We start from the raw sequence: 21,936 nt of genomic DNA on the forward strand, positions 1-21,936 counted from the left end.
CGCCATCAGGATTCCGGTTTTCCCGCATCGTCGTCCAGTTGCGCGAGCCGGTTATAGATCGTCTTCAGGCTGACGTCGAGCACCTCGGCCGCCTGCGCCTTCACGCCCCCGCATTGCGCGATCGTGCCGAGGATCAGCTTGCGGTCGACTTCCTCGAGCGGCGTGCCGAACGGCACGGTGACGCGATCGTCATGCGAATCGACCATGCTCGACAACTCGTCCATGATCGGCGGCGGCAGCGTATCGATCAGGTCCGTATCGCTGAAGATGCTCGCGCGCTGCACGAAGTTGCGCAACTCGCGCACGTTGCCGGGCCACGCATACGTCTTCAGCGCGTCGCGCGCGGCGGGCGAGAAGCGCAATGAACGGCCGCTTTCCTCGTTGTAGCGCTGCAGGAACGCATCGGCCAGCATCGGGATGTCGTCGCCGCGCTCGCGCAGCGACGGCAGCGGGATCGGGAACACGTTGATCCGGTGGAACAGGTCGGGCCGCAGCTTGCCGTCGGCCATCGCGGCCTCCGGGTCGCGGTTGGTCGCCGCGACGATGCGCACGTCGACGTCGATCTCGCGCGTCGAGCCGAGCCGCGTGAGGCGCCCCGTCTCGAGCACGCGCAGCAGCTTGACCTGCGACTCGAGCGGCATCTCGGTGATCTCGTCGAGAAACAGCGTGCCGCCGTCCGCGCGTTCGAAGAAGCCCTTGTGCTGTCGCTCCGCGCCCGTGAAGCTGCCGCGGTCGTGGCCGAACATCTCGCTCTCGACGAGGTTCGCGGCAATCGCGCCGCAGTTCACCGCGAGGAACGGGCCGCGGCGGCGCAGGCTCAGGTCGTGCACCGTCTGCGCGGCCAGCTCCTTGCCGGTGCCCGATTCGCCCGTCAGCAGCACCGATGCCTCGGTGCGCGCGACCCGGCCGATCGCGTCGTAGACGGTCTGCATCGCGGGCGAGCTGCCGAGCATGCGGCCGAAGCGGCCGAGACGCTGCAGTTCGGAGCGCAGTTCGGCAATCTCTTCATGCAGCGCGGTGGTGCGCGGCACGCGCGCGAAGATGCTGTTCAGCCGCTGCATGTTCAGCGGCTTCACCAGGTAGTCGGTCGCGCCGCGCCGCAGTGCGTCGATCGCGGTTTCGAGGCTCGCGTGGCCGGTGGTCAGCACCATTTCGCAGTGCGCGCGCTTCGGCAATGCATCGAACAGGTCCATCCCGTTGCCGTCCGGCAGCACGAGATCGCACAGCACGAGATCGGGGGTATGCGTCGACACGAGCGTGCGCGCTTCCTCGAGCGTCGCGGCCGTATCGCAGGCAAGCTGCTGGGTGCGGGCGAGCGTCGCAAGCATGGTGCGTGTATCGGCATCGTCTTCGACGATCAGGACATAGGGCATCGAGGCTCCTCGTGAAGCGGCCCGACCCTGCATGGCCGGAACCGCGACGGACGCGCAGCGCACCGTCTCCGCCTCGTTTCGCGGCGGCACGCGCCGCGCTGCGCATGATCGGACGGGCGAGCGTTCCTGCCCGGGATGCAACGCTTAGCAGTATAGAAGAATGGTGTCCTGCAATCTCCGCCTATCGAATAAATCTATCCGGCCGCGCGGCCCGCATTGCAGATTCAATGTCTCATCGCCGGCATAACAGGTATTCTCGGTATAGGAAAACGGTGACGCATGCCACGTCATTTTTTCACCTGGTCTCGACGCATTCGGTCAAATCTTCCCACTCGATATCACACCATGTCGAAATCCGTCGATGACGGCATGCGGCTTTTCGGCCGCTCGCGTACGATCCAGACCCTGTTGCTGAAGGTGTCGCGTGTGGCCGTCACGCGCGTCGGCGTGCTGATCGTCGGCGAAAGCGGCGCGGGCAAGGACATCGTCGCGCGGCTCCTGCACGACATGAGCCCACGCCGCCGCGGGCCGTTCGTTCCCGTCAATTGCGGCGCGATTCCTCACGACATTGCGGAATCGCACCTGTTCGGTCACGAGAAAGGCAGTTTCACCGGCGCCGTCGCGCAGCACGTCGGCATGTTCGAGGCCGCGCGCGGCGGCACGCTGTTTCTCGACGAGATCGCCGAAATGCCGGCCGAGCTGCAGGTCAAGCTGCTGCGCACGCTCGAGTCGAACACGATCGTGCGGGTCGGCGGCCACGAATCGATCCCGCTCGACGTGCGGATCGTCGCCGCCACCCATCACGACCCGGTCGAGGCCGTGCGCAGCGGGCGGCTGCGCGAGGACCTGTTCTACCGGATCGCGACGGTCGCGCTGCACGTGCCCGCGCTCAGGCAGCGCGAGGACGACGTCGACGATATCGCGCTGCAGATCGTCGAGCGGCTGAACGCGCGGCACCGCACGAGAAAGCGGCTGTCCTTGCAGGCGATGAAGGCGTTGCGCGCCTATACGTGGCCCGGTAACGTGCGCGAGCTGCGCAATACGCTCGAGCGCGCGTTCATCCTCGCCGACGAGCAGATCGAGCTGCAGTTGCCGCGCCGTGCGCCGCCGCGCGACGAATGTCGTCACAACGCGATCACGCTGCATATCGGCACGACGCTCGCGCACACGCAGCAGCGCTTCATCGTCGCGTCGCTGCGGCATTTCAACGGCGACAAGCCGCGCACCGCAAAAGCGCTCGGCATCAGCCTGAAGACGCTGTACAACCGGCTCGCGCTCCTGCCCGAACATGAACGGGAGGCGTTTCGCGGAACCGGCACGTCGAACGTGCCGAACCCGCCCGACGCACCGACGCCCTGAGCCCGCGCGGCACGCGTGCGGCTCAGGTCGCGACGTCGTGCAACGCCGCGTCCCAGTCGCGCACGAACCGCTCGATGCCGAAGCGCTCGCACGCGTCGCGTCGCGCGGCGGCGCCCCACTCGCGTGCGAGATCGGGATCGCGGATCAGCATGCGCATCGCATCGATCAGCACGGCCGGCCGCGTATCGGCCATGCCGTTGCGTCCGCTCCGGACGAGCAGCGCCATCTCGGTCGTCGCGAGCGCGACGATCGGCATCCCGATCATCATCGCCTCGATCACCGCGAGCCCGAGGCTCGTATAGCGGATCGGATTGAAGAAGAACCGGTAGTGCGACAGGAAATGCGGCAGCGCCGGGTTCGGCACCTCGCCGATCCCGCCGAGCTCGGCCGAGCCCATCCCGACCAGTTCGAGCGGCACGCTGTGACGCGCGGCCTCGAACAGGTCGGCGCCCAGCCGACGCCCCCGGCGCGCCAGGTTGTTCACGACCGTCACGCCTTTCGGCAACGTCCCGTGATACGCGACGTGGTCGGGCATCAGCACGCCATGCTCGATCACCCGCGTCGGCGTCACGCCGTTGTCCCACATCAGCGCGTTGAACGGCGTCACGTGCACCAGCAGCACGTTCGGATCCTGCACCGGATGCAGCGTATCGGTCGGATGCCCGCGCGGCGGATCGTGCTCGACGAACAGGGTCGGCAACGCACGCTGGTCGTCGCTCAGCAGCCGCAGGCGGTCGTGCTCGTAATGCTTCTGATGCTGGTACAGCACGCAGTCGAATGCGGTGTCGCGCACGCACTCCGCCGGCACCTCGTGCACGTTGTCGCCCCAAGGCAGGTGCCCGACGCGGCCCGCATAGCCGGGCGGATCGTGCGGCTTCGTCACGATGAAGAACTCGTGCGGCGCCTGCGACAGGTAATACAGGTAATTGCCATGCACGTGCCAGGTCAGCACGCGCAGCCGCTTACGTGACATGACGCCTCTCCTCCGCCAGCAGTTCGCCCGCCCGCTCGATCACGTCGCCGACGCCGATCGCCATCGCGCATTCGTGCCCATACGGGCACGTGTCGAACATGCACGGCCGGCACGCCGGATAGTTCGCGAGGACGCGATGACGCGCGCGGTCGAGCGGCGCCCAGCGGGCCGTGTCGCTGCCGCACGCGACGACCACGCTCGGCGTGCCGAGCGCCACCGCGACGTGCGACACGCCCGTGTCGTTGCACAGCACCAGCCGTGCGCGTCCGATCAGCGCGGCCAGCGCGCCGAGCGGCGTGCGGCCGCACAGGTTCACGCAGGGCCGCGCGAGCTGCTCGGCGAACGTATCGGCCAGCGCCCGTTCCGCACGCGTGCCGGTCAACACGATCTGCCAGCCGTCGTCGGCGAGCTGCCGTGCGGCGAGCGCGAACCGCTCGACCGGCCAGCGCCGCGACGCCATCCGCGCACCGGGATGCACGATCACGTAGCGCCCCGGATCGAGCGCATGCTCGTCGCACAGCACGTGCCACAACGCGTAATCCAGCCCGCCGAGCGGGAATTCGAGGTAGTCGCCCCATGCCGCATAGCCGAGCGCGCGCATCAGCGCCAGGTAACGCGTGACTTCCGGCTCGTCGTCCCGCCACGCGAGCGTGTGGTCGAGCCGGGTCGCGCCACCGTCGGCCGGGACGAAGCCAGCCGTGCGCGTGGCCCCGAGCGACGCGACGATCGCGTTGGTGTGCGTGCCGCTGCCGTGCAGCTGGATCGCGAGGTCGAAATCCCGCGCGCGGCATTCGGCGATGAACGCTTCACGGGCGGCTGCGTCGGGCACCGGTTGTTCGTCGAGCCCCGGCGCACCGGGAAACCCGATGAAACCGTCGAGGTAGTCCGAGAAACGCGACGCAAACTCGCGCGCCCACGGCAGCCCGATCAGCGTGATCCGCGCGTCGGATTCGCCGCGCCGTAGCGCGCGCAACGCGGGCACCGCGCACAGCATGTCGCCGAGCTGCAGCGCACGGAACACCGCGATGCGCGTCGGGCGCCGCACACGCTCGAAATCGGCAGGTTCGGTCGTCATAGGAACAAGACCCGGAAATGAAGCGCGCCGCGCATGCGCCAGTACAGCGACACGGGCGGAATCGCGATGGACGTGACGATCATCTCGGCCACGTGCGACGGCGTGAGCCGCGTGCCGCGCAGGCGCTTCACGCAGAACGCCGCGGTAATCACGATCCAGGCCGCCGCGCACGCCGCGCCCGGCGCCGGCCACCCGGCCGCGAAGCACACGATCGCGCCGAGCGCGGCGAGCACCGCCGCGTAGTAGTGCCACGGCGGCACCGGCCGGATATGGCGGCGGTAGGTCGCACGGTGCTTCTTGTACAGCAGCGCGTCGAAATAGACCTTCGACTGCTGGCCGATGCTCGCGCCCCAGCGCGCGGGGCGCACCGGATGAACGATACACGCCGCGCCGGCGTCGACGATCGGCCCCGCGTGTTCGCGCAACGCGAACATCAGGTCCGCGTCCTCGCGCCAGGCGCGGGTGAAGCGTTCGTCGAAGCCGCCGACCCGTTCGAGCGCCACGCGCCGCACGAAACAGTTCGCGGTTGCGAATTCCGCATGCGCGAGGCCGGCCGCGTCGCGTTCGTAGTCGGTCGGGTGCGGCCGCAACGGCACGTCGATGCGGCCCGCGGCGGCGGACGCGGACGGTTCGGCCAGCAACGCGGCCGTGCCGTGGCGCAGCCACGCCGGATCGGGAATCGTGTCGTCGTCGGTGAACGCGATCAACGCGCCGCACGCGCTGCGCCAGCCGACGTTGCGCGCACCGGCCGGCCCCTGCGTGGCGGGCGCGGTCATGTAGCGGATCGCCGGCACGTCGGTCACGCGCGCACGGCACCGCTCGACGACGGGCCGCGCGCTGCCGGCGGCGTCGTCGTCGACCACGATGATCTCGTAGGTCGTCGGGTCGAACACCTGCACGCACAGTGCGTCGAGGCAGCGTTCGAGCAGGTCGGGCCGCCGGTAGGTCGGCACGACGACCGACACGACCGGCGGCCGTTGCGTATCGCGCGCGTTCATCTCGGTTTCTCCAGCAGGAACGAACCGATCACGAGTGCGTCGAGCGGCGACGTCCAGAAGCATTCGAGCGCGTCGCGCGGCGAGCAGACGATCGGCTCGCCCCGTGTATTGAACGACGTGTTGACGAGCACCGGTACGCCGGTGAGCGCGTCGAACTCGGTCAGCAACGCGTGCAGCAGCGGGTGCTGGGCCTCGTCGACGGTCTGCACGCGCGCGGTGCCGTCGATATGGCGCACGGCCGGAATCGTCGCTTCGGCGCCGGGCGCGACGTCGTACACGAACAGCATGAACGGCGCGCGCAGCGGCGTGCGCCGTCCGCCGCGGAACCAGTGATGCGCCTTGCTTTCGAGCACGACCGGCGCGACCGGCCGAAAGTCCTCGCGATCCTTGATCTGGTTGAGCTTGCGCTGCATGTCCGGATCGGTCGGCGACGCGAGGATCGAGCGTGCGCCGAGCGCGCGCGGGCCGAACTCCATGCGCCCCTGGAACCAGCCGATCACGCGGTTCGCCGCGAGCAGCGCGGCCGTTTGCGCGGCGACGTCGGCCAGCCGCCGGTACGGCAGTTGCGCGTCCTTCAGGAACGCCTCGATCGCGTCGTCACCGTATGACGGCCCGAGATACGCATGCTCCATCCGCCATACGCCGCGCTCGCCGCGCATCCGGAAGTCGGTCCACAGCGCCGCGCCGAGCGCGGTGCCGGCGTCACCGGCGGCCGGCTGCACCCACACGTCGTCGAACGGGCCGCGATCGCGGATCTTCGCGTTCATCACGCAGTTCAGCGCGACCCCGCCCGCCATCGCGAGCTGCCGCTCGCCGGTGCCGGCGGCCAGCCAGTCGACCGCCTGCAATGCCGTTTCTTCCAGCACGCGCTGCAACGCATGCGCGATATCGCAGTGATGCGGCCCGAACAGCGCGACGAGATCGCCGTCGAGGATCGCGTAGCGTCCGTCGCCGTCATAGCGCACCAGCTTGCGCATCGCGTCGGCGAACACCGGCTTGCCGTACGACGCGAGCGCCATCACCTTGTACTCGTCGGACGAATGCAGGAAGCCGAGGTAGCGCGTCACGCGTTCGTACAGCAACCCGAGCGAATGGGGCAGGTTGACCTGGCCGAGCCGCCGGTACGACCGGCCGTCGAACGCGCCGTAGCTCGTCGTCGCACGCTCACCGCGCCCGTCCATCGTCATCACCGCGCAGCGCGCGAAAGGCGCCGCGAGAAACGCGCTCGCCTCGTGCGCGAGATGGTGCTCGACGAAATGCCAGCGGAACGGCCCGTCGTGCGTGACACCGCGAAAACGCCGCTGCAGGTGGTGCGGCGCACCGTCCGCGAGCTGGCGCGGCGCGTTCACGATCGACGACAGGAACAGCGGATGCCATGGCGACGCGCCGCCGTTGCGCGGCGCGTGGGCCGACGGCGAAAGCGGCAAGGTCAGCGACGGCTCGGCCGTGTCGCGGTCGAGCTCGAACCACGGATCGTACGAATACGCGACGTGGTCGACGTCCGCGAGCACGATGCCGGCCTCCGCGAGACAGTAGTCGATCGCATGGTAGGGCAGCTCCCAGGTCGAGAACGGTACCGGGCGCTTCGCGTGCTTCACGTGCGTGAAGCGTTCGTCCTCGGCGGCCGCGATCACGATGCCGTCGCGCACGAGGCACGCGGCACTGTCGTGAAAGGCGGCATTGATGCCGAGCGTATGGATCGGTTCGGGCATGCGTCAGCTCCTCGTGATGGCGGGCGAGAACGGAATCACGTTCGACGGGCTCGCGTCGACCGGTCCGTCACCCTGCATGGCGGCCCGCACGGCCGCCCGCCGCGCATGGCGCATACGGCCGCGCAGCAGCGCGTGCACGGCGGCGACCGCATCGTCGACGCTCACCTCCCGCAGGCACGGATGGCCGGGTTGATCGCACACGCTGCGGTAGCAGTTGCGGCACGGCACGTCGACGTTCAGCACCCGATGCGGCACCCGCCACGGCGTGTGCTGCGGATTGGTCAGCGCATAGAGATCGACCACCGGCGTGCCGAGCGCGGCCGCGAGATGCACCGGGCCGGAATTGTTCGACAGCAGCAGGTCGGCCGTCTCGATCAGCGCGCCGAGTTCGCCGAGCGACAGCACGCCCGCCAACGGCACCGCGCGCGGGCCGGCGCGGGCGCACACCGTGTCGACCAGCGCGCGCTCGCTCTCGCTGCCCGTCACCGCGATGCCGTCGAACAGCGGCGCGACGCTCGCGGCCACCTCGCCGAAGCGCTCGGCCGGCCAGCGACGCGACGCCGCGCTCGCGCCCGGATGCACGACGAGCCAGCGCGCGGATGGCGCGCCCGGCCGGCGCGGGCCGCCGATGCGCTGCACCGTGGCCTGCAACCGCGCGCTCACCGCACGCCGCGCCGCGTCGCCCGGCTCGAACGCCATCCGCCAGTTCGACGTCGTGGCGCCGATCGCGCGCACGAGCGCGAGCTGCCGCGCCACCTCGTGCCGCACGTGCGACTCCGGTTCGCTTTCCGGCACGCGGTCGGTCAGCAGTTCGTACGGGTTCTCGCGGCAATGCGCGAGCCGCAGCGGAATGCCCGCCAGCCAGCACATCATCGCGGCGGGCAGCGGATTCTGGCTGTAGACGGTAAAAACCGCGGCCGCATCGAAACGGCCGGCCAGCAGCCGGTCGATCATGTCGAGATCGGCGACCGGATCGCCGCGCACGTCGGGGTGCTTGACCCACGGCGCATCGTAGGTCCACACGTCGTCGACCATCGGCAGGTGCGCCGCCAGCGCGGCGCCCGTGCGTGACGTCAGCAGCGTGAGCCGGCGCCCCTCGCCGCTTTCCTTCAGCGCGCGCAACGCGGGCGTCGTCATCAGCACGTCGCCGACGCTGTCGAGCCGCACGCAGAGGATGCGTCGCGCGCGACGCCACGCGGCGTTCATCGCCGGCCCCAGGTGCCGTGCCGCCGCACGGCTTCGCGCGCGACGATGTCGGCCGCGCGGTCGACGCGATCGACGATGTGGTGCGGCGATCGCGCGGCGCCGGTGCGCCATTCGGTCTCGTGCCCGCAGTCGACGAGGATCGTGCGGCAACGCGCGGCGCGCCCGGCCGCGACGTCGTCGAGGATGTCGCCGATCATCCAGCTCCATTCGGGGACGACGCCCAGCATGGCCAGCGCACGACGCAACATGCCGGGGCGCGGCTTGCGGCAGACGCAGTCAACCGTATAGGCCGGCACGCTGCCCCGCGGGTGATGCGGGCAGTAAAAAAAATCCGCCAGCGTCGCGCCGTTTGCTTCGAACAGTTCGGCGAGACACCGGCGGACCGCGCCAACCTCGTTTTCGGTAAAGCGGCCGAGCGCGACGCCCGGCTGGTTCGAGACGACCACCAGCGGCATGCCGGTCGCGCCGAGCGTGCGCAGCGCACGTGCCGCGCCCGGTGCGAGGCGCATCCGCGCCGGATCGACGTTGTAGGGCACGTCGTCGAGCAACGTGCCGTCCTTGTCGATCAGCACGGCGCCGGGCAACCCCCTTTCGCGCGTCAGGGCCATGACGTCTCCTTCATCGGCAGCACCATCACTTCCGGCACCACCGTGCCGGGCGGCTGCATCAGCACGAAGCGCACGGCGGCCGCGACGTTCTCCGCCGGCTGCAGCGTGTCCGCGTCGATGTCCGGGAAGCGGTCGAGCAGGAACGGCGTGCGCATCCCGCCCGCGACGATCGCCGACACGCTCACACCGGCCGGCCGCAGTTCGGCATGCAGCGCATGCGACAGGCCGAGCAGCCCCCACTTCGTCGCGTGATAGGCGGACGCATTCGGCCACGCGCGCTTCGACGCGGTCGACGCGATGTTGACGATATGCCCGGTGCCGCGCGCCTTCATCATCGGCACCGCGGCGTGGCACATCAGGTAAGGGCCGAGCAGGTTCGTCATCAGCACCTGCCGCCATGCGTCGACGCTCACGTCGTCGATCGGCGCGGTCACGTCGATCGCCGCGTTGTTGACGATCACGTCGAGGTCGCCGAGTGCTTCCCGCGCGTCGTGCACGACCTGCAGCACGGACGCCTCGTCGCGCACGTCGAGCGGCCGGCCGATCGCCTGCCCGCCGTGCCGTTCGAGCCGCTGCGCGACGGCGGCCGCGCGGTCGCCGTCGAGATCGGCGACCACCACGTGCGCACCGTGCCGCGCCAGGTCTTCGCAAATGGCCTCGCCGAGGCCGCGGCCGCCGCCGGTCACCAGCACGACGCGGCCGGCGAGCGGCGCTTGGGTCGAATCGTGTTTGACGTCGTTCACCTGCACCTCCTTGCGAACGTCCGGACGCATCCGGACTGGCTGTGACGCTTGTCGCGACAAGCGTCGATGCAGGAGATGCAGCGAGAACCGTGCCGGCTTGCCGGCACCCGTGCCGCCTCGCGCGCCGGCACGCCATCGCTGGCTTTTTTATAACGTGCTGTAAAAACCGCCCCGGCCGGCCGCGCTCAGATCGCCAGCGCGTCCGGCGTCGCCTGCGCGCGGCGCTTCGCGAGCGCACGCAGGCAGTGCGCGATGCAGCCCGCGAATGCCTCGTCGAACCACGGTTGCGCGCCCGACACGCCGACCACGATCCCGCCGAGCGCGACCCCGCCCCACAGGTTCGTATCGCCCGCGCGCAGCCGGTACGGCTCCAGTGCCTGCACGACGTGGCCGTCGCGGCCCGTTTCCCACGACAGCCGCGCCTTCGCGCGCGCATACGCACGGTAGTCGGCATCCCAGTCCTTCGGGTCGGGCAACGAGAACTCGTACAGGATCGCGTCCTCGAACGGCGCGTCGCGAGGCCCGAGCGCGGGATCCATGATCACGATGTGCAGGCAGCCGCTGTCGCCGACGAAGTCGCTCTGCAGCGCGGCCGACAGGCTCGGCAGCAGCAGTTCGACCGCGGCGACCGCGGTCTGGCGGTCGACGAACGCGCTACCGGCGCGGCGGCCGGTCAGCGCTTCGGGTGGCGGGTGGGACATGGGTTTCTCCAGAGGGAAATGCGAGTGCGCGCAACGGCGCGATCCGGTCGGCCGTTGCCGCGGGCTGGGTCAGGTCAGCGTGGAAACCGGCCTCGACCGCGCGCGTGCGGTCGCGGTCGCGGTCGAGCGCGTGGCCGGACAGCGCCAGGCCCTCAGGCTGCGCGCAGCCTTCTCGATCATGCGCGGCGTCGATCGGGCGAATGACACGCCGCTGGCAGCGCATCCGCCGGCGCGCAAACACGGCCGTGCATGCCGCATCGATCGCGAATGTGACGAAACCGCCGCCGCACGTGCCGATGACGATCACGAGCACTGCCCGAGCGGCATATCGTCGGTTCCCGTGATCATGCGTGCGCGACGCGGTTTGGGGCGCGCCGGTTCGTGCACGCGCGCTCAGTGGTGCGGTTTGCGCTCGCGGTCGCGACCGACGGTGCCCGGCTCGGGATCGAGTACGGCGGGCTGCGTCGGCGTCACGGTGCGCTGGTCGGGATGCAGCACCATCCCCGAATCGTGCTCGCCCTCGTCACGACGCACCCGCACGCGATTCTCGACGTCGCGCACGCCCATGCAGCCATCGGCCAGGTCCTCGATGCCGTGCTTCATCCATCGGGCCGGCACCGTGCCGTCCAGTTCGACGCGGCCGTCCTGCACCTGCACCGCGACGTCGCTCACGTCGATGTCGAGCGCATGCGCGAGCCGCTCGCACACCTCTTCGCGGATCCGCTCGTCCGATCGCGTATAGCCTTTCGGCCCGCGACGATTGCGCAGCGCGTCGCGTTCGGCGTCGCTGCCGAATCGCGACAAGTCGGGGGCGTCGCCGCGGTAGCGCGCATCGTCGCGCGGATCGCCATAGGCGCGGTCGCGGTCGTACCCGCCCATCCGGTGATGCCCGCGAAACTCCGGGGGAACGCCGCGGTACGGGCTTTCCCGCCAGTCGCGGCCCTGCGCGTGATAGTCGCGTTCGCCGTAGCCGGGATCGCGTTCGCGCGCCGGCTGGCGCGGGAAGTCGCCCTGCCAGCCCGCATCGGCCCCGCCGCGCCGCTGGCCGACCGGCCGCGCCGCGCGTTCGCTCCATTCGCTGCCCCAATCTTCCGGGCCGACGTCCTCGCTCGCGAAGCGGCGGTACGCCGACTCGTCGCCCGCGTCGGGCCATCGCGCCGGATCGTCCGGGATGCCGCGCTCGCCGGCGCCTCGGGCTGCGCGTTCGTTGCGCTCCTGCCAGTCGGGCGGGCCACCGCGTTCGCCGTGCCGTCCGGGATATCGTCGTTGCATCGTGTCCCTCCTTGATCGCGCCTGCGCCGCGCACGGCCCCATGCCGTGTCACGGCGCGCGTCGGTCAGCTCGGATGCAAGTCGCGTGCCGATGTCGTGGCCGATGGAAGACCGGCGCGCCTGGCGACGCCGATTGGCTGCCGGACGCGAGAATCTGCAATGCGATTGCAGTTTTTGCGTGCCGGGCGTCACGGCGTGCCGTCATCGCCCGCTTCGTCCCCGTCCTCCGGTTCCGTCGTGCCGCCGGGCTCGCTCAGCCGCTCGGTGCGGTCCGGCTTGATGTCCATGCCTTCATCGAGCGTCGAATCGCCGTCCGCCGACGCGCGCTCACCGGTGCCCGCACGGTCCGTATCGCTGTCGAGCGCGGCATCGCCGCGTTCGAGCGCGTGTTCGTCGAGCGGCGAATCGACGTCGAAAGGATGACGCCGCGCGCCGGCCGTGTCGCTGCCGCTGTCTGACGAATCGCTCGGGCCCAGGGCGCGGCCGTCGCGGCCGCGGCCGGCATTGTCGTCGTCCGGTTCGGCCGGTTCGTTGTCGGGGTTCAGCGTGCTGTTCATGTCGATCTCCTTGCAAGGCTCGCGGCCGCGGGCAGCCGGCCAACGCGGCACGGCCGGCGGAATGCAAACGCGTGCAATCGGCGTGCCGCCCCGCGCACCGGAACCGATTGCGCGCGGCCGGGATGGCGATCGGCACAACCGATGCGCGCTCATTGATCAGCCGAATTGAGTTCCCTTATGCTTTCGGGGGTGCCAATCCGATTCGTACCGCCGCCGCCGGCCCCCCGACGGCGGCCGGGCGGCGCTCGCCCGCCCGTCTTCGACAAGCCGCTCCGATGATGAAAGACGACCTCAATCCTCGCTCGCCTCCGCCGCCGCTCGGGCAATCCGACGCGCGCGACCTGTTGCACCGCTTCGCCGAGTTCCGGTTCCAGACGGTCGTCGAGTCGATCACCGACTACGCGGTGTTCATGCTCGACCCGTACGGCAACGTCGCGACCTGGAACGCGGGGGCCGCGCGCATCAAGGGCTATCGCGCCGCGGAGATCGTCGGCCACCACTTCTCGCGCTTCTATCCGCCCGACGCGATCGCGGCCGGCCGGCCGTCGCTCGGGCTCGCCGAAGCGGCCGCCAACGGCCACTTCGAGGACGAAGGCTGGCGCGTGCGCAAGGACGGCTCGCAGTTCTGGGCGAGCGTGACGATCACGCCCGTGCACGATCACTCGAACCAGCTCTGCGGCTTCATCAAGATCACGCGCGACATGACCGAGCGCAAGCGCCTCGAGGAGCTCGAAGCGTCGACGCACCGGCTCAGCGTGTTCATCGCGATGCTCGCGCACGAGCTGCGCAACCATCTCGCGCCGTTGCGCCATTCGGTCGGCGTGCTGCAGAGCCTGGCCGACCCGGCACCCGCGCTCGCGCAGTGCCGCGACGCCGTGCATCGTCAGGTCACGCAACTGACGCGCCTCGTCGACGACCTGCTCGACGTCGGGCGCATCACCGCCGGCAAGCTCGAGCTGGAAGACCGCCCCATTACCGTGCGCGACATCGTGTGCCGCGGCGTCGAAAGCATCCAGCCGAAGCTGGCCGCGCGCGGGCAGCACATCCACGTCGATCTGCCGGCCGATGCCGTGCCGCTGCACGGCGACGATGCGCGGCTCGTCCAGGTGCTGCACAACCTGCTCGACAATGCGTCGAAGTTCTCGCCGCTCGGCGGACGCATCGACGTCGGCGCCACGATCGAGGGGCCGGTCGTCGCGATCCGCGTGACCGATCGCGGCGTCGGCATCGCGCGCGACGCGCTCGAAACCATCTTCGACCTGTTCGAGCAGGAAAGCGGGGCGGGCCGGCGGCCGACCGACGGCTTCGGGCTCGGTCTCGCGATCTGCCGGACGTTCGTCGAACTGCACGGCGGGCGCATCTCGGCCGAAAGTGCCGGGCCCGGTCAAGGTGCGACGTTTACGGTACGGCTGCCGATCGACCGCATGGCGCGCGCGACCCGCGGCGACGTGCGCGGGCCGGTCAAGTCCGCGCAGACGGACACGACGCCGCTCCGTATCGTCATCGTCGACGACAATCGCGATTCGGCCGACACGCTCGCCGTGCTGCTGCAGGTGAAGGGGCACGCGCCGCGCGTCGCCTACAACGCGCACGACGCCGTGGCGCTCGCCCGCGACTACGCCCCGCAGCTGATGATCCTCGACCTCACGATGCCCGACGTCGACGGCTTCACGCTCCTGCACGAACTGCGCGCGATCGACGCGCTGCGCGACACGACCTGCGTGGCGCTGTCGGGACATGCCAGCGCGGCGGACCTGGAGCGCACCGAACGCGCAGGCTTCGACGAGCACCTCGTGAAGCCCGTCGAAATAGCCGTGCTCGACGCGCTGCTGCAGCGCGTCGCGCGCCGGGTTCGCCGCACGCCGTGACCGCCGTGCTCAAGCCACCGCCCGACACATCGCCGCGCATGCTTCACACGCGAGCGCGCAGCGGCGGCAATGATCGTGTGCATGCTGCCGGCATTCGGCTGCACACAAGTCGCATGCCTGCGCGCACAGCGCGCAGACGCTGGGCGTGAGCACACTGCGGCGCGCCATCGCACCCGACGCGAAGCGGCACAGCTGCGCGCATTCGATGTCGAGCGCGATGCAGTCGGCCAGCGCCTGCGCGTCGCGTTCGGCGAGGCACGCGGCCGTACAGGCATCGCAGGCGTGGGCGCACGCGTCGCAAGCGGCCATGCAGTTGTCATAGGGATCGTTCATCGCAGTCCTCCCGGTTTCGGTTGGCATCGTCATGGCGTCAGCGTCAGCTTCACCTTCATCCAGCCCGGCTCGCGCGTGTCGAACGCGCGATAGGCCTCGATCGCATTCGTCAGCGGCTCGCAACGCGTGAGCACCGACAGCGGGTCGAATGCGCCGCTGCGCACGAGCTCGACGAGCGGCGGCGTCACCGTTCGGTGATTGCAGTTGCCCATCTTGATCGTCAGGTTGCGGTTCATCGCATCGCCGACCGGAAACACGCGGGCCGCCGGCGGATACACGCCGATCACCGCGACCGTGCCGGCTTTCGCGACCGCGCGCACCGCCCATTGCAGCACCTGCGACGGCCCGTCGCCCGGCACCCAGTTGCGGCCGTCCGGCTTGCGGTGCGGCGCGATCGCCTCGACTTCCGCATCGAATGCATGCGCCGCGTCGCGATCGGCCGCGGCCGGCCCGTGCGTCGCGCGCATCGCGTCGACGCCCACCGCATCGATCACGCGATCGACGCCGATTCCGCCCGTCAGCCGCAGCACCGTCTCGACCGGATCGTCCTCCGCGAAATCGACGATCTCCGCGCCTTGCGCGCACGCCATCTCGAGACGCGACGCCACGCGGTCGATCGCGATCACGCGCCCGGCGCCCATCAGCTTCGCGCTCGCGATCGCGAACTGGCCGACCGGCCCCGCGCCGAACACGGCGACCGTGTCGCCCGCGCTCACTTCCGCGAGCTGCGCGCCGAAATAGCCGGTGGGGAAAATGTCCGACATCAGGATCGCGCGATCGTCGTCGATCGCATCCGGCAGCCGAATCAGGCTTGCATGCGCAAGCGGCGTGCGCGCGTACTCGGCCTGCAGCCCGTCGAACGCGCCGCTCGCGGCCGGACCGCCGAAGAACGCGGTACCCGCGCGTGGGCCGCCCGGGTTCGCGACGTCGCATTGCGCGGTGTAGCCCGCGCGGCAGTACGCGCAACTGCCGCATGCGATCGTCGACGGAATCAGCACGCGGTCGCCGCGCCGCAGGTTGCGCACGTCGCGCCCGACCGTCTCGACGATGCCGACACCCTCGTGGCCGAGGATCGTGCCCGGCTTCATCCCGCCGAGGGTGCCGCGCACCATGTGCAGGTCGGTGCCGCAGATCGCGCTGGCCGTCAGGCGCACGACCGCGTCGGTCGCGTCGGTGACTTCGGGATCGGGCACCGTGTCGATGCGAATGTCGCCGATACCGTGAAATACGACTGCTTTCATGTCAGGCCCTCCTTGTTCGAACGTTCTCGGAACTACCGAGAAGGACGTTGAGCAAGGAGTGGGCCCTGACGGGCATCACCTGAATGCTCTCCGCGGTGCGGAGAGCATTCATCCGTCACGAACCACGAATTCGACATCGTCGCGCGGATTCGATGCCGGGATCCGACTGGGACAATGCATCGAGAAGGACATGATCGCCATGCCGCTGGGCGGCGGGCAACGCGAACGCGCGGCGGCCGCGCCCGGTTACATCGAAAAACACGGCGCGCCCGGCCACCCCGACGCGTTCGTCCGGCACCGCTGTATCGGCTGGCGGCTGTCGCCAGCGCGGGCGCCCTACCGCTGGGAATGCGTGGAAAACGGCCGCCCTTCAGCGATTGGCTGACGCTCCCGCCGCAGCGGCATCTCGCTTGACTGCCACGCACTTGATCTCGACCAGCAAGCCGGGATGCGCGAGTTCGGTCACGCCGATCGAAGTCCACGCGCATGTGCCGCGTGGAAAAACCCGATTCTTCACGTCGCGAAATACGGGCATATGCGTGCCCATCTGCACGTGGTATGTCGTCATATCGACAACATCTTCAAAAGTGCACCCAGCCGCTTCCAGAACCACGCGCAAATTTTCCCAGCATGCCAGGAATTGCGCTTCGGGATCGGCGATGACTTCGAGGTCAACGGTACGCCCGACCTGTCCGGCGCAAAAAACAATGGACCCAACCTTCACGGCCGGTACATAACCGGCGCGCTCTACGATACGTTGCATCGTCGGCGGGATGATCAATTCACGGATGGTCATGTGTCTTACCCGTTAAGGATTGAAGCGGTCATTCACCGCGGCGCGGATGATGACCGTATCTGGCCGAGAGCACCCACGAAGTTCAATTCAGCGCGCGGCAATCGGTGATTCGGTCAGCATCGTATCGGCGATATCGAGCATCGCGCGCAAGCGATCCATATGCCGAAGGTCATGGTGGTACCCCACCCAGATGTCTCGGGATGGGGGCGGTTCCGGCGTTTCGATGCGCTGCACTGCCGGTATCGCGTCGCCCAGCGGTCGCGGCAGCACCGCCATGCCCATGCCTGCCGCGCACATCCGGCCCTGAACGGCTCGGCTCGTGCTGGTGAACACGCGCCGCGACCGCGGGAACCTGTCGAGCAGCCAGGCGACGTCGGGGAAGTGAGACTGCGCCGTATTCATCACGATCAATCCCACTGAAGCAGGATCGCGCCGCAACGCACGCGCGGTTTCCGCCGTGCCGTAAAGGCCGTACGGAACGCTCATCATGCGGCGCTGGACAATGTCCGGTTCGGTGAAAGGAACGATCCGGAAGGCCAGGTCGGCCTCGCGACGCGACAGGCTCAGCAATCGGTAGCTCGCGATCACTTCCGGCACCACGGCCGGATGACGGCGCACCAGTTCCGCCAGAACCGGCGCGAGAACGTAGCCGGCGAACCACTCTGCGCACGATATCCGCAAGATGCCTTCGAGACGGTCGTGATGACCGGCCAGACGCCGCTCCATCGCCAGCGCGGCGTTTTCCATGGCTTCGGCGAGGCTCAGCACGGTATCGCCGGCGTCGGTGAGCACCAGCCCATCCGCGGTCCTGCGGAACAGCGCCTGCCCGGATTCATCCTCCAGCGCCTTGATCCGGCGGCCGATCGTTGGATGACTCACGCCCAGGCTTCGGGCTGCCGCACCGAAAGATCCGCCCCGCTTGACCGCCAGAAACACCCGGACATCACTCCATTCCATGCGATGAACCTTCGTTCAAAAATGTACATTCAATATACAAGAACGACCATTCACAAACAATTGTGTGAGCCTCACGATGGTGACTTGCATCTACCGAACCGCCCCGCTCGGGGCCAACCTCTGCGGAGTGTGAAGACATGAACAAGTTGAAGGGCAAGGTCGCGATCGTGACGGGGGCATCGAAAGGCATCGGCGCAGGCATCGCGCGCCAGCTTGCGGCCGACGGCGCACAGGTCGTCGTCAACTACGCATCCAGTGCGAGCGGTGCCGAACAGGTCGTCGGGGACATTCAGGCCGCCGGCGGGAAGGCATTGGCGGTGCGCGCCGACGTGACGAACAAGGCGGAGGTCGAGGCACTCGTCAACGCAGCCATCGACCATTTCGGGCGGTTGGACATCGTGGTGAACAACGCCGGCGTCTACCAGTTCGCCAGGATCGAGGAAACCACCGAGGCGCGCTACCGCGAGCAATTCGACATCAACGTGCTCGGTCCGCTGCTGGTCGCCGGCGCCGCCGCGCCGCACCTCGGCAACGGCAGCAGCATCGTCAACATCAGCTCCAACGTCACGCGCGTCCTTCCGGCCGAGAGTGCCATCTACAGCGGCACGAAAGGCGCAATCGACGCCATCACCGGGGTGCTCGCGCGGGAGCTCGGCCCGCGCGGCATCCGGGTCAATGCCGTGAACCCCGGCTTGGTGGAAACCGAGGGCACCCATGCCGCCGGCGTCATCGGATCGGACTTCGAGACGTGGAACGCGGACCAGACGCCGCTCGGCCGCATCGGCCAGGTGCGGGACATCGCGCCGATCGTTTCGTTTCTCGCGTCCGACGACTCGGGATGGATGACGGGCGAGATCATTCTCGCGTCGGGCGGCATGCGCTGACGCGCCATGCTCGCGGGAACGTGCGCCGATCCTGCATCGGCGCGCTCCGTCGAGCGTATCGAAACGCAGAATCGAGCGAAAGGAGAAACGCATGAACAAAACCTGGTTGATCACCGGCTGCTCCGGCGGCTTCGGCCTGCATCTCGCACGCGCGGCGGCCGCGCGCGGCGACCACGTGGTGGCAACGGCGCGTGCACCGGAAACGCTACGCGATCTGGCACGGCGTTATCCGGACACGCTGCGTGTTGCAGCGTTGGACGTGACGATGCCGGAGACGATACACGCGGCCATGGCGTTGACGATTGAAGCGTTCGGCAGGTTGGACGTGCTGGTCAACAACGCCGGGCATGGATTCATGGGCGCAATCGAAGAAGGCACGCCGGAGGAATACCGGCCGTTATTCGATGTGAACGTCTTCGGGCTCATCGAGACGACGCGCGCGGCGTTGCCGCTGATGCGGCGCACCGGCGGTGGCAGGATCGTCAACCTGTCGTCCGGTGCCGGTATCGCCGGCTCGGGGGGCCGCGGCTATTACAACGCGACGAAGTTTGCAGTCGAAGGCCTGTCGGAGGCCCTCGCACAGGAAGTCGAACCGATGGGCATTCGCGTGGTCATCGTGGAGCCCGGTCCGTTTCGAACCGAATTCCTGGGGCGCTCGATCACGGTCGCCAAGCAGCAAATCGGCGACTATTCGGCAACCGCGGGCTCCGCGCGCAGCTACCGCGACAGCAATGACGGACATCAGGCAGGCGATCCTGCCAAAGCCGCCGCGGTGATCATCCAGGCGATCGACTCGGACGATCCACCGTTGCACCTGCCGATCGGACCGAGTGCCCATGCCATTGCGGAGCGCAAGCTGAAGACGTTCCGCCGGGACATCGACGCATGGCGCGCGCGCTCCATCGCGACCGACTTCGATTGACGGTCTCGGGCCGACGCAACGGTCGGCCCGAAAGAAAACGAATCGCGGACACGCCGGCGAACGACAAGTCGCCCGCCGGCGGCCGGCTTACATCGGAGGCGCTACCCCGTCCTTCTCGACCACGATCTGGCGTCCGTCGTATCCCCCGTCCTTGCCCGGCGTAGCCACGACGAAAATCTTCTTGCCCGCCGACAAATCGGCGCGCGTCGCCTGGATGAGCGTCACGACCGGCGCGTCGGGCGGCACGTTGATCGTGTTGCTGCCGCCCTTGTACGAAAGCTTCAGGTCGCGCCCGCTCGTGCCTTGAACGATGGTATCCACATTCGCGTTCGTCATCGAGCTGTTCGCGGCGAGATCCCACGCATAGTGGCCTTCACCCATGCCGCGCGCGGCCTCGGGGAATACGAGCACTTCCTTCGCGATCAACTTGCCGTTCTCGCCCGGCGTGGCCGCTGCGCCGACATAGGAACCCGGTTTGATATCGGACAGCTGAATCGCTTTCACCGCGTTCACGTTGGTCGACGCCGCGACATTGATGAGCACGGTGTCGCCGCTGCGGCGATGTACCTTCAGGCTGTCTCCGGAAAACGAGACGATGTCGCCACGAATGCGCTCGGGCTTGACCGCGGCGGATTGCGCGAACGCGGTGCCGGCCAGCGTCGCCGCGACGACGGAGGCGGCGAGTTTGAGTCGAATGGACATGAATGCTCCTTTGATGAGGTTGCGATCGAGAATGTGACCGGCGAGGTGTCCAGGGCCAAGGGCTCAGGAGCCGCCAAACCAGTTGTATCCCTGGTTTTCCCAATAACCGCCCGGGAATGCGTTGGTCACCGTGATGGCGACGATGTGTTTGGGATTCTTGTATCCGAGCTTGGTCGGCATGCGCAGCTTCATCGGGAAGCCGTACTTCGCCGGCAAGACGCGGCCGTCATAGGTGAGCGTCAGCAGCGTTTGCGGATGGAGCGCGGTCGGCATGTCGATGCTCGTCCAGTAGTTGTCGGCGCAATGCAGCGCGACGTACTTCGCGGTGGTGTCGGCGCCGGCGCGCAACAGGAAATCGGAAAATCGCACGCCGCCCCACTTCCCGATCGCGCTCCACCCTTCGATGCAGATATGCCGCGTAACCTGGCTTTCCTGCGGCAACGCATGGAGCTCGTCGAGCGTCCACGTACGCCTGCCCTTGACCAGCCCGCCGAGCTGGAGCCGATATTTCTCCGCATCCACGTCCGGCACCTGGTCGATGTCGTAGTACGCGTTGAATGGAAAGGGCCGCGCGATCATCGACTCCGGATACGTCGGCGCAAGCTTGCGCGGATCGAAGAGCGACGCCTGCACGTCGTCGTTGAACGAAGACACGCGGCGCAGCATCGTGTTGACCGATTGGTCGTCGGTCAGGTCGCAGCCGGAAAGCAGCATCAGGCCGCCGAGCGTGAGGATCCGCTTGCCGAACAGGCGGCGTTGCGTCGACTGGAGCGCGTTGCGCGCATCCTTGACGATCGCACGCGAATCGAGCTGCGAGACGCGGTCGGCCCGCGACGAACGTTTGGGTTCATTCATGATCAGCGCCCTCGAATCATCGTGAGCAATGAGCGCGGAACGAGCGCGACCATCACGACGTGAACGGCAAGGAAACCGACGAGCACGCTCATCGCGACGAAATGAACGATGCGCGCGTTGTCGAATCCGCCCATCAGTGTCTTCAGGAAAGCAAACTGCACCGGTTTCCAGATGGCGAGCCCCGACAGAACGAGCAGCACGATATCGGCGAGCGCGCCGAGATACGCGAACTTCTGCACGGCGTTGTACTGCGCGGGATCTTCGTGAACCAGCTTTCCGCGCAGCGTGGCGGCGAGGTCGGAAAGAAGCGCGCGCATGCCGAGCGGCAACAGCTTCCTGCGCAACCGCCCTGTCGCCATGCCGAGCACGAGATAGGCGAACAGGTTGCCGACCAGGATCCACATCGCCGCGAAGTGCCAGAGGAGCGCACCGCCCAGCCAGCCTCCAAGCGTGGTGGAACGCGGAAACGTGACCGCCCTGACAATCGGCGACGCGTTGTAGACCTGCCAGCCGCTCAGGCACATGGCGATGACTGCGGCGGCATTGATCCAATGGAGAAGACGGACCCACAGCGGATGAATCGTCGAACGTTTCACAGCGAACTTCCTCGTAATCTTGCGGATGGTGCACGCGTCATGCCGTGGTGACAGGGGCGTGACGAGAAGGATCGCAATTGCCGCGACGCAGCGATATCGGTCGAACGACCGACCCCGTCGGACGCCTGTCGAGCCGACGGTCAGGCGGCTGGCGGGAACAATGGCGGTCGTCCGCCACGCGACCCGTCGGCGCGGGCCGGCCAGTC

The 21,936-nt window shown here is 68.4% G+C and carries 23 protein-coding genes and 1 pseudogene; 5 read left to right on the forward strand and 19 right to left on the reverse strand.

The features are described from left to right. Positions 1-5 precede the first annotated feature (5 nt). Positions 6-1,373, reverse strand: a complete 1,368-nt coding sequence (locus LGM89_RS24155; RefSeq protein ID WP_226274125.1) for a sigma-54-dependent transcriptional regulator — start codon at positions 1,371-1,373, stop codon at positions 6-8. 345 nt (positions 1,374-1,718) lie between these two features. Here LGM89_RS24155 and LGM89_RS24160 point away from each other — a divergent pair, with 345 nt between their 5' ends. After that, positions 1,719-2,732 (forward strand): sigma-54 interaction domain-containing protein, encoded by a 1,014-nt coding sequence (locus LGM89_RS24160; protein ID WP_226274127.1) that lies wholly within the window; start codon positions 1,719-1,721, stop codon positions 2,730-2,732. Positions 2,733-2,754: 22 nt separating this feature from the next. Here the strand turns inward: LGM89_RS24160 and LGM89_RS24165 are convergent, their stop codons facing one another. The 11 genes and pseudogenes from LGM89_RS24165 to LGM89_RS24215 all read right to left on the reverse strand — a co-directional run bounded on the left by LGM89_RS24165 (position 2,755) and on the right by LGM89_RS24215 (position 12,576). Next, complete coding sequence (locus tag LGM89_RS24165) at positions 2,755-3,705, reverse strand: glycosyltransferase (protein ID WP_226205956.1); 951 nt, start codon at positions 3,703-3,705, stop codon at positions 2,755-2,757. Beyond that, positions 3,695-4,780 carry a glycosyltransferase family 9 protein gene (locus tag LGM89_RS24170; RefSeq protein ID WP_226274128.1) on the reverse strand — a complete coding sequence of 362 codons (1,086 nt, stop codon included), beginning with the start codon at positions 4,778-4,780 and terminating at the stop codon, positions 3,695-3,697. The genes LGM89_RS24165 and LGM89_RS24170 overlap by 11 nt, the downstream gene beginning before the upstream one ends. Beyond that, positions 4,777-5,778, reverse strand: coding sequence for a glycosyltransferase family 2 protein (locus LGM89_RS24175; protein ID WP_226274129.1), 1,002 nt, complete (start codon positions 5,776-5,778; stop codon positions 4,777-4,779). Before LGM89_RS24175 ends, LGM89_RS24170 begins: the two co-directional genes overlap by 4 nt. Continuing rightward, on the reverse strand, positions 5,775-7,490 hold the full coding sequence (locus LGM89_RS24180) for a carbamoyltransferase (protein WP_226274130.1): 1,716 nt from the start codon (positions 7,488-7,490) through the stop codon (positions 5,775-5,777). Before LGM89_RS24180 ends, LGM89_RS24175 begins: the two co-directional genes overlap by 4 nt. A gap of 3 nt (positions 7,491-7,493) precedes the next feature. Next, positions 7,494-8,696, reverse strand: coding sequence for a glycosyltransferase family 9 protein (locus LGM89_RS24185; protein WP_089498301.1), 1,203 nt, complete (start codon positions 8,694-8,696; stop codon positions 7,494-7,496). Then, positions 8,693-9,304, reverse strand: coding sequence for a D-glycero-alpha-D-manno-heptose-1,7-bisphosphate 7-phosphatase (locus LGM89_RS24190; protein WP_226274131.1), 612 nt, complete (start codon positions 9,302-9,304; stop codon positions 8,693-8,695). Before LGM89_RS24190 ends, LGM89_RS24185 begins: the two co-directional genes overlap by 4 nt. Beyond that, complete coding sequence (locus LGM89_RS24195) at positions 9,295-10,077, reverse strand: SDR family oxidoreductase (protein WP_226274132.1); 783 nt, start codon at positions 10,075-10,077, stop codon at positions 9,295-9,297. The genes LGM89_RS24190 and LGM89_RS24195 overlap by 10 nt, the downstream gene beginning before the upstream one ends. A 155-nt stretch (positions 10,078-10,232) precedes the next feature. Further along, complete coding sequence (locus LGM89_RS24200; protein WP_226274133.1) at positions 10,233-10,748, reverse strand: hypothetical protein; 516 nt, start codon at positions 10,746-10,748, stop codon at positions 10,233-10,235. Continuing rightward, positions 10,702-11,064: pseudogene (locus LGM89_RS37390) on the reverse strand (hypothetical protein); the annotation flags it as partial. The gene LGM89_RS24200 and the pseudogene LGM89_RS37390, both read right to left, overlap by 47 nt. Before the next feature lie 77 nt (positions 11,065-11,141). Next, the gene (locus LGM89_RS24210) at positions 11,142-12,020 is read right to left on the reverse strand and encodes a BON domain-containing protein (protein ID WP_226274134.1); all 879 of its coding nucleotides are present in this window, start codon (positions 12,018-12,020) and stop codon (positions 11,142-11,144) included. Positions 12,021-12,207: 187 nt separating this feature from the next. After that, positions 12,208-12,576 (reverse strand): chemotaxis protein, encoded by a 369-nt coding sequence (locus LGM89_RS24215; RefSeq protein ID WP_226274135.1) that lies wholly within the window; start codon positions 12,574-12,576, stop codon positions 12,208-12,210. Between the two features lie 275 nt (positions 12,577-12,851). Between LGM89_RS24215 and LGM89_RS24220 the strand changes: the two genes are divergently transcribed. Next, on the forward strand, positions 12,852-14,444 hold the full coding sequence (locus LGM89_RS24220) for an ATP-binding protein (protein ID WP_226274136.1): 1,593 nt from the start codon (positions 12,852-12,854) through the stop codon (positions 14,442-14,444). Between the two features lie 9 nt (positions 14,445-14,453). Here LGM89_RS24220 and LGM89_RS24225 read toward each other — a convergent pair whose 3' ends face one another. Then, positions 14,454-14,777: a four-helix bundle copper-binding protein gene (locus LGM89_RS24225; RefSeq protein ID WP_226274137.1), complete on the reverse strand. Its 324-nt coding sequence runs from the start codon at positions 14,775-14,777 to the stop codon at positions 14,454-14,456. A gap of 29 nt (positions 14,778-14,806) precedes the next feature. Continuing rightward, entirely contained in the window at positions 14,807-16,018 is a 1,212-nt protein-coding gene (locus tag LGM89_RS24230; RefSeq protein ID WP_226274138.1) for a zinc-dependent alcohol dehydrogenase, read from the reverse strand. Between the two features lie 190 nt (positions 16,019-16,208). Here LGM89_RS24230 and LGM89_RS24235 point away from each other — a divergent pair, with 190 nt between their 5' ends. Then, positions 16,209-16,403, forward strand: a complete 195-nt coding sequence (locus tag LGM89_RS24235) for a hypothetical protein (protein ID WP_089498294.1) — start codon at positions 16,209-16,211, stop codon at positions 16,401-16,403. Here the strand turns inward: LGM89_RS24235 and LGM89_RS24240 are convergent. Further along, the gene (locus tag LGM89_RS24240) at positions 16,389-16,814 is read right to left on the reverse strand and encodes a RidA family protein (RefSeq protein ID WP_089498293.1); all 426 of its coding nucleotides are present in this window, start codon (positions 16,812-16,814) and stop codon (positions 16,389-16,391) included. The genes LGM89_RS24235 and LGM89_RS24240 overlap by 15 nt on opposite strands. An 87-nt stretch (positions 16,815-16,901) precedes the next feature. Continuing rightward, positions 16,902-17,771, reverse strand: coding sequence for a LysR family transcriptional regulator (locus LGM89_RS24245; protein WP_089498292.1), 870 nt, complete (start codon positions 17,769-17,771; stop codon positions 16,902-16,904). Between the two features lie 137 nt (positions 17,772-17,908). Between LGM89_RS24245 and LGM89_RS24250 the strand changes: the two genes are divergently transcribed. Both LGM89_RS24250 and LGM89_RS24255 read left to right on the forward strand, forming a co-directional pair. Next, the gene (locus LGM89_RS24250) at positions 17,909-18,655 is read left to right on the forward strand and encodes a glucose 1-dehydrogenase (protein ID WP_226205934.1); all 747 of its coding nucleotides are present in this window, start codon (positions 17,909-17,911) and stop codon (positions 18,653-18,655) included. Positions 18,656-18,746: 91 nt separating this feature from the next. Further along, positions 18,747-19,577 (forward strand): oxidoreductase, encoded by an 831-nt coding sequence (locus tag LGM89_RS24255; RefSeq protein WP_089498290.1) that lies wholly within the window; start codon positions 18,747-18,749, stop codon positions 19,575-19,577. Positions 19,578-19,664: 87 nt separating this feature from the next. Here LGM89_RS24255 and LGM89_RS24260 read toward each other — a convergent pair whose 3' ends face one another. The 3 genes from LGM89_RS24260 to LGM89_RS24270 form a co-directional block, all read right to left on the reverse strand. Continuing rightward, positions 19,665-20,279, reverse strand: coding sequence for a hypothetical protein (locus LGM89_RS24260; RefSeq protein WP_089498289.1), 615 nt, complete (start codon positions 20,277-20,279; stop codon positions 19,665-19,667). A gap of 63 nt (positions 20,280-20,342) precedes the next feature. Then, the gene (locus LGM89_RS24265; protein WP_226205932.1) at positions 20,343-21,134 is read right to left on the reverse strand and encodes a molybdopterin-dependent oxidoreductase; all 792 of its coding nucleotides are present in this window, start codon (positions 21,132-21,134) and stop codon (positions 20,343-20,345) included. Between the two features lie 2 nt (positions 21,135-21,136). After that, on the reverse strand, positions 21,137-21,730 hold the full coding sequence (locus LGM89_RS24270; RefSeq protein WP_226274199.1) for a cytochrome b/b6 domain-containing protein: 594 nt from the start codon (positions 21,728-21,730) through the stop codon (positions 21,137-21,139). Between the last annotated feature and the right edge of the window lie 206 nt (positions 21,731-21,936).

It is taken from the genome of Burkholderia sp. AU31624 (genome assembly GCF_020420065.1).
Lineage (GTDB): Bacteria > Pseudomonadota > Gammaproteobacteria > Burkholderiales > Burkholderiaceae > Burkholderia.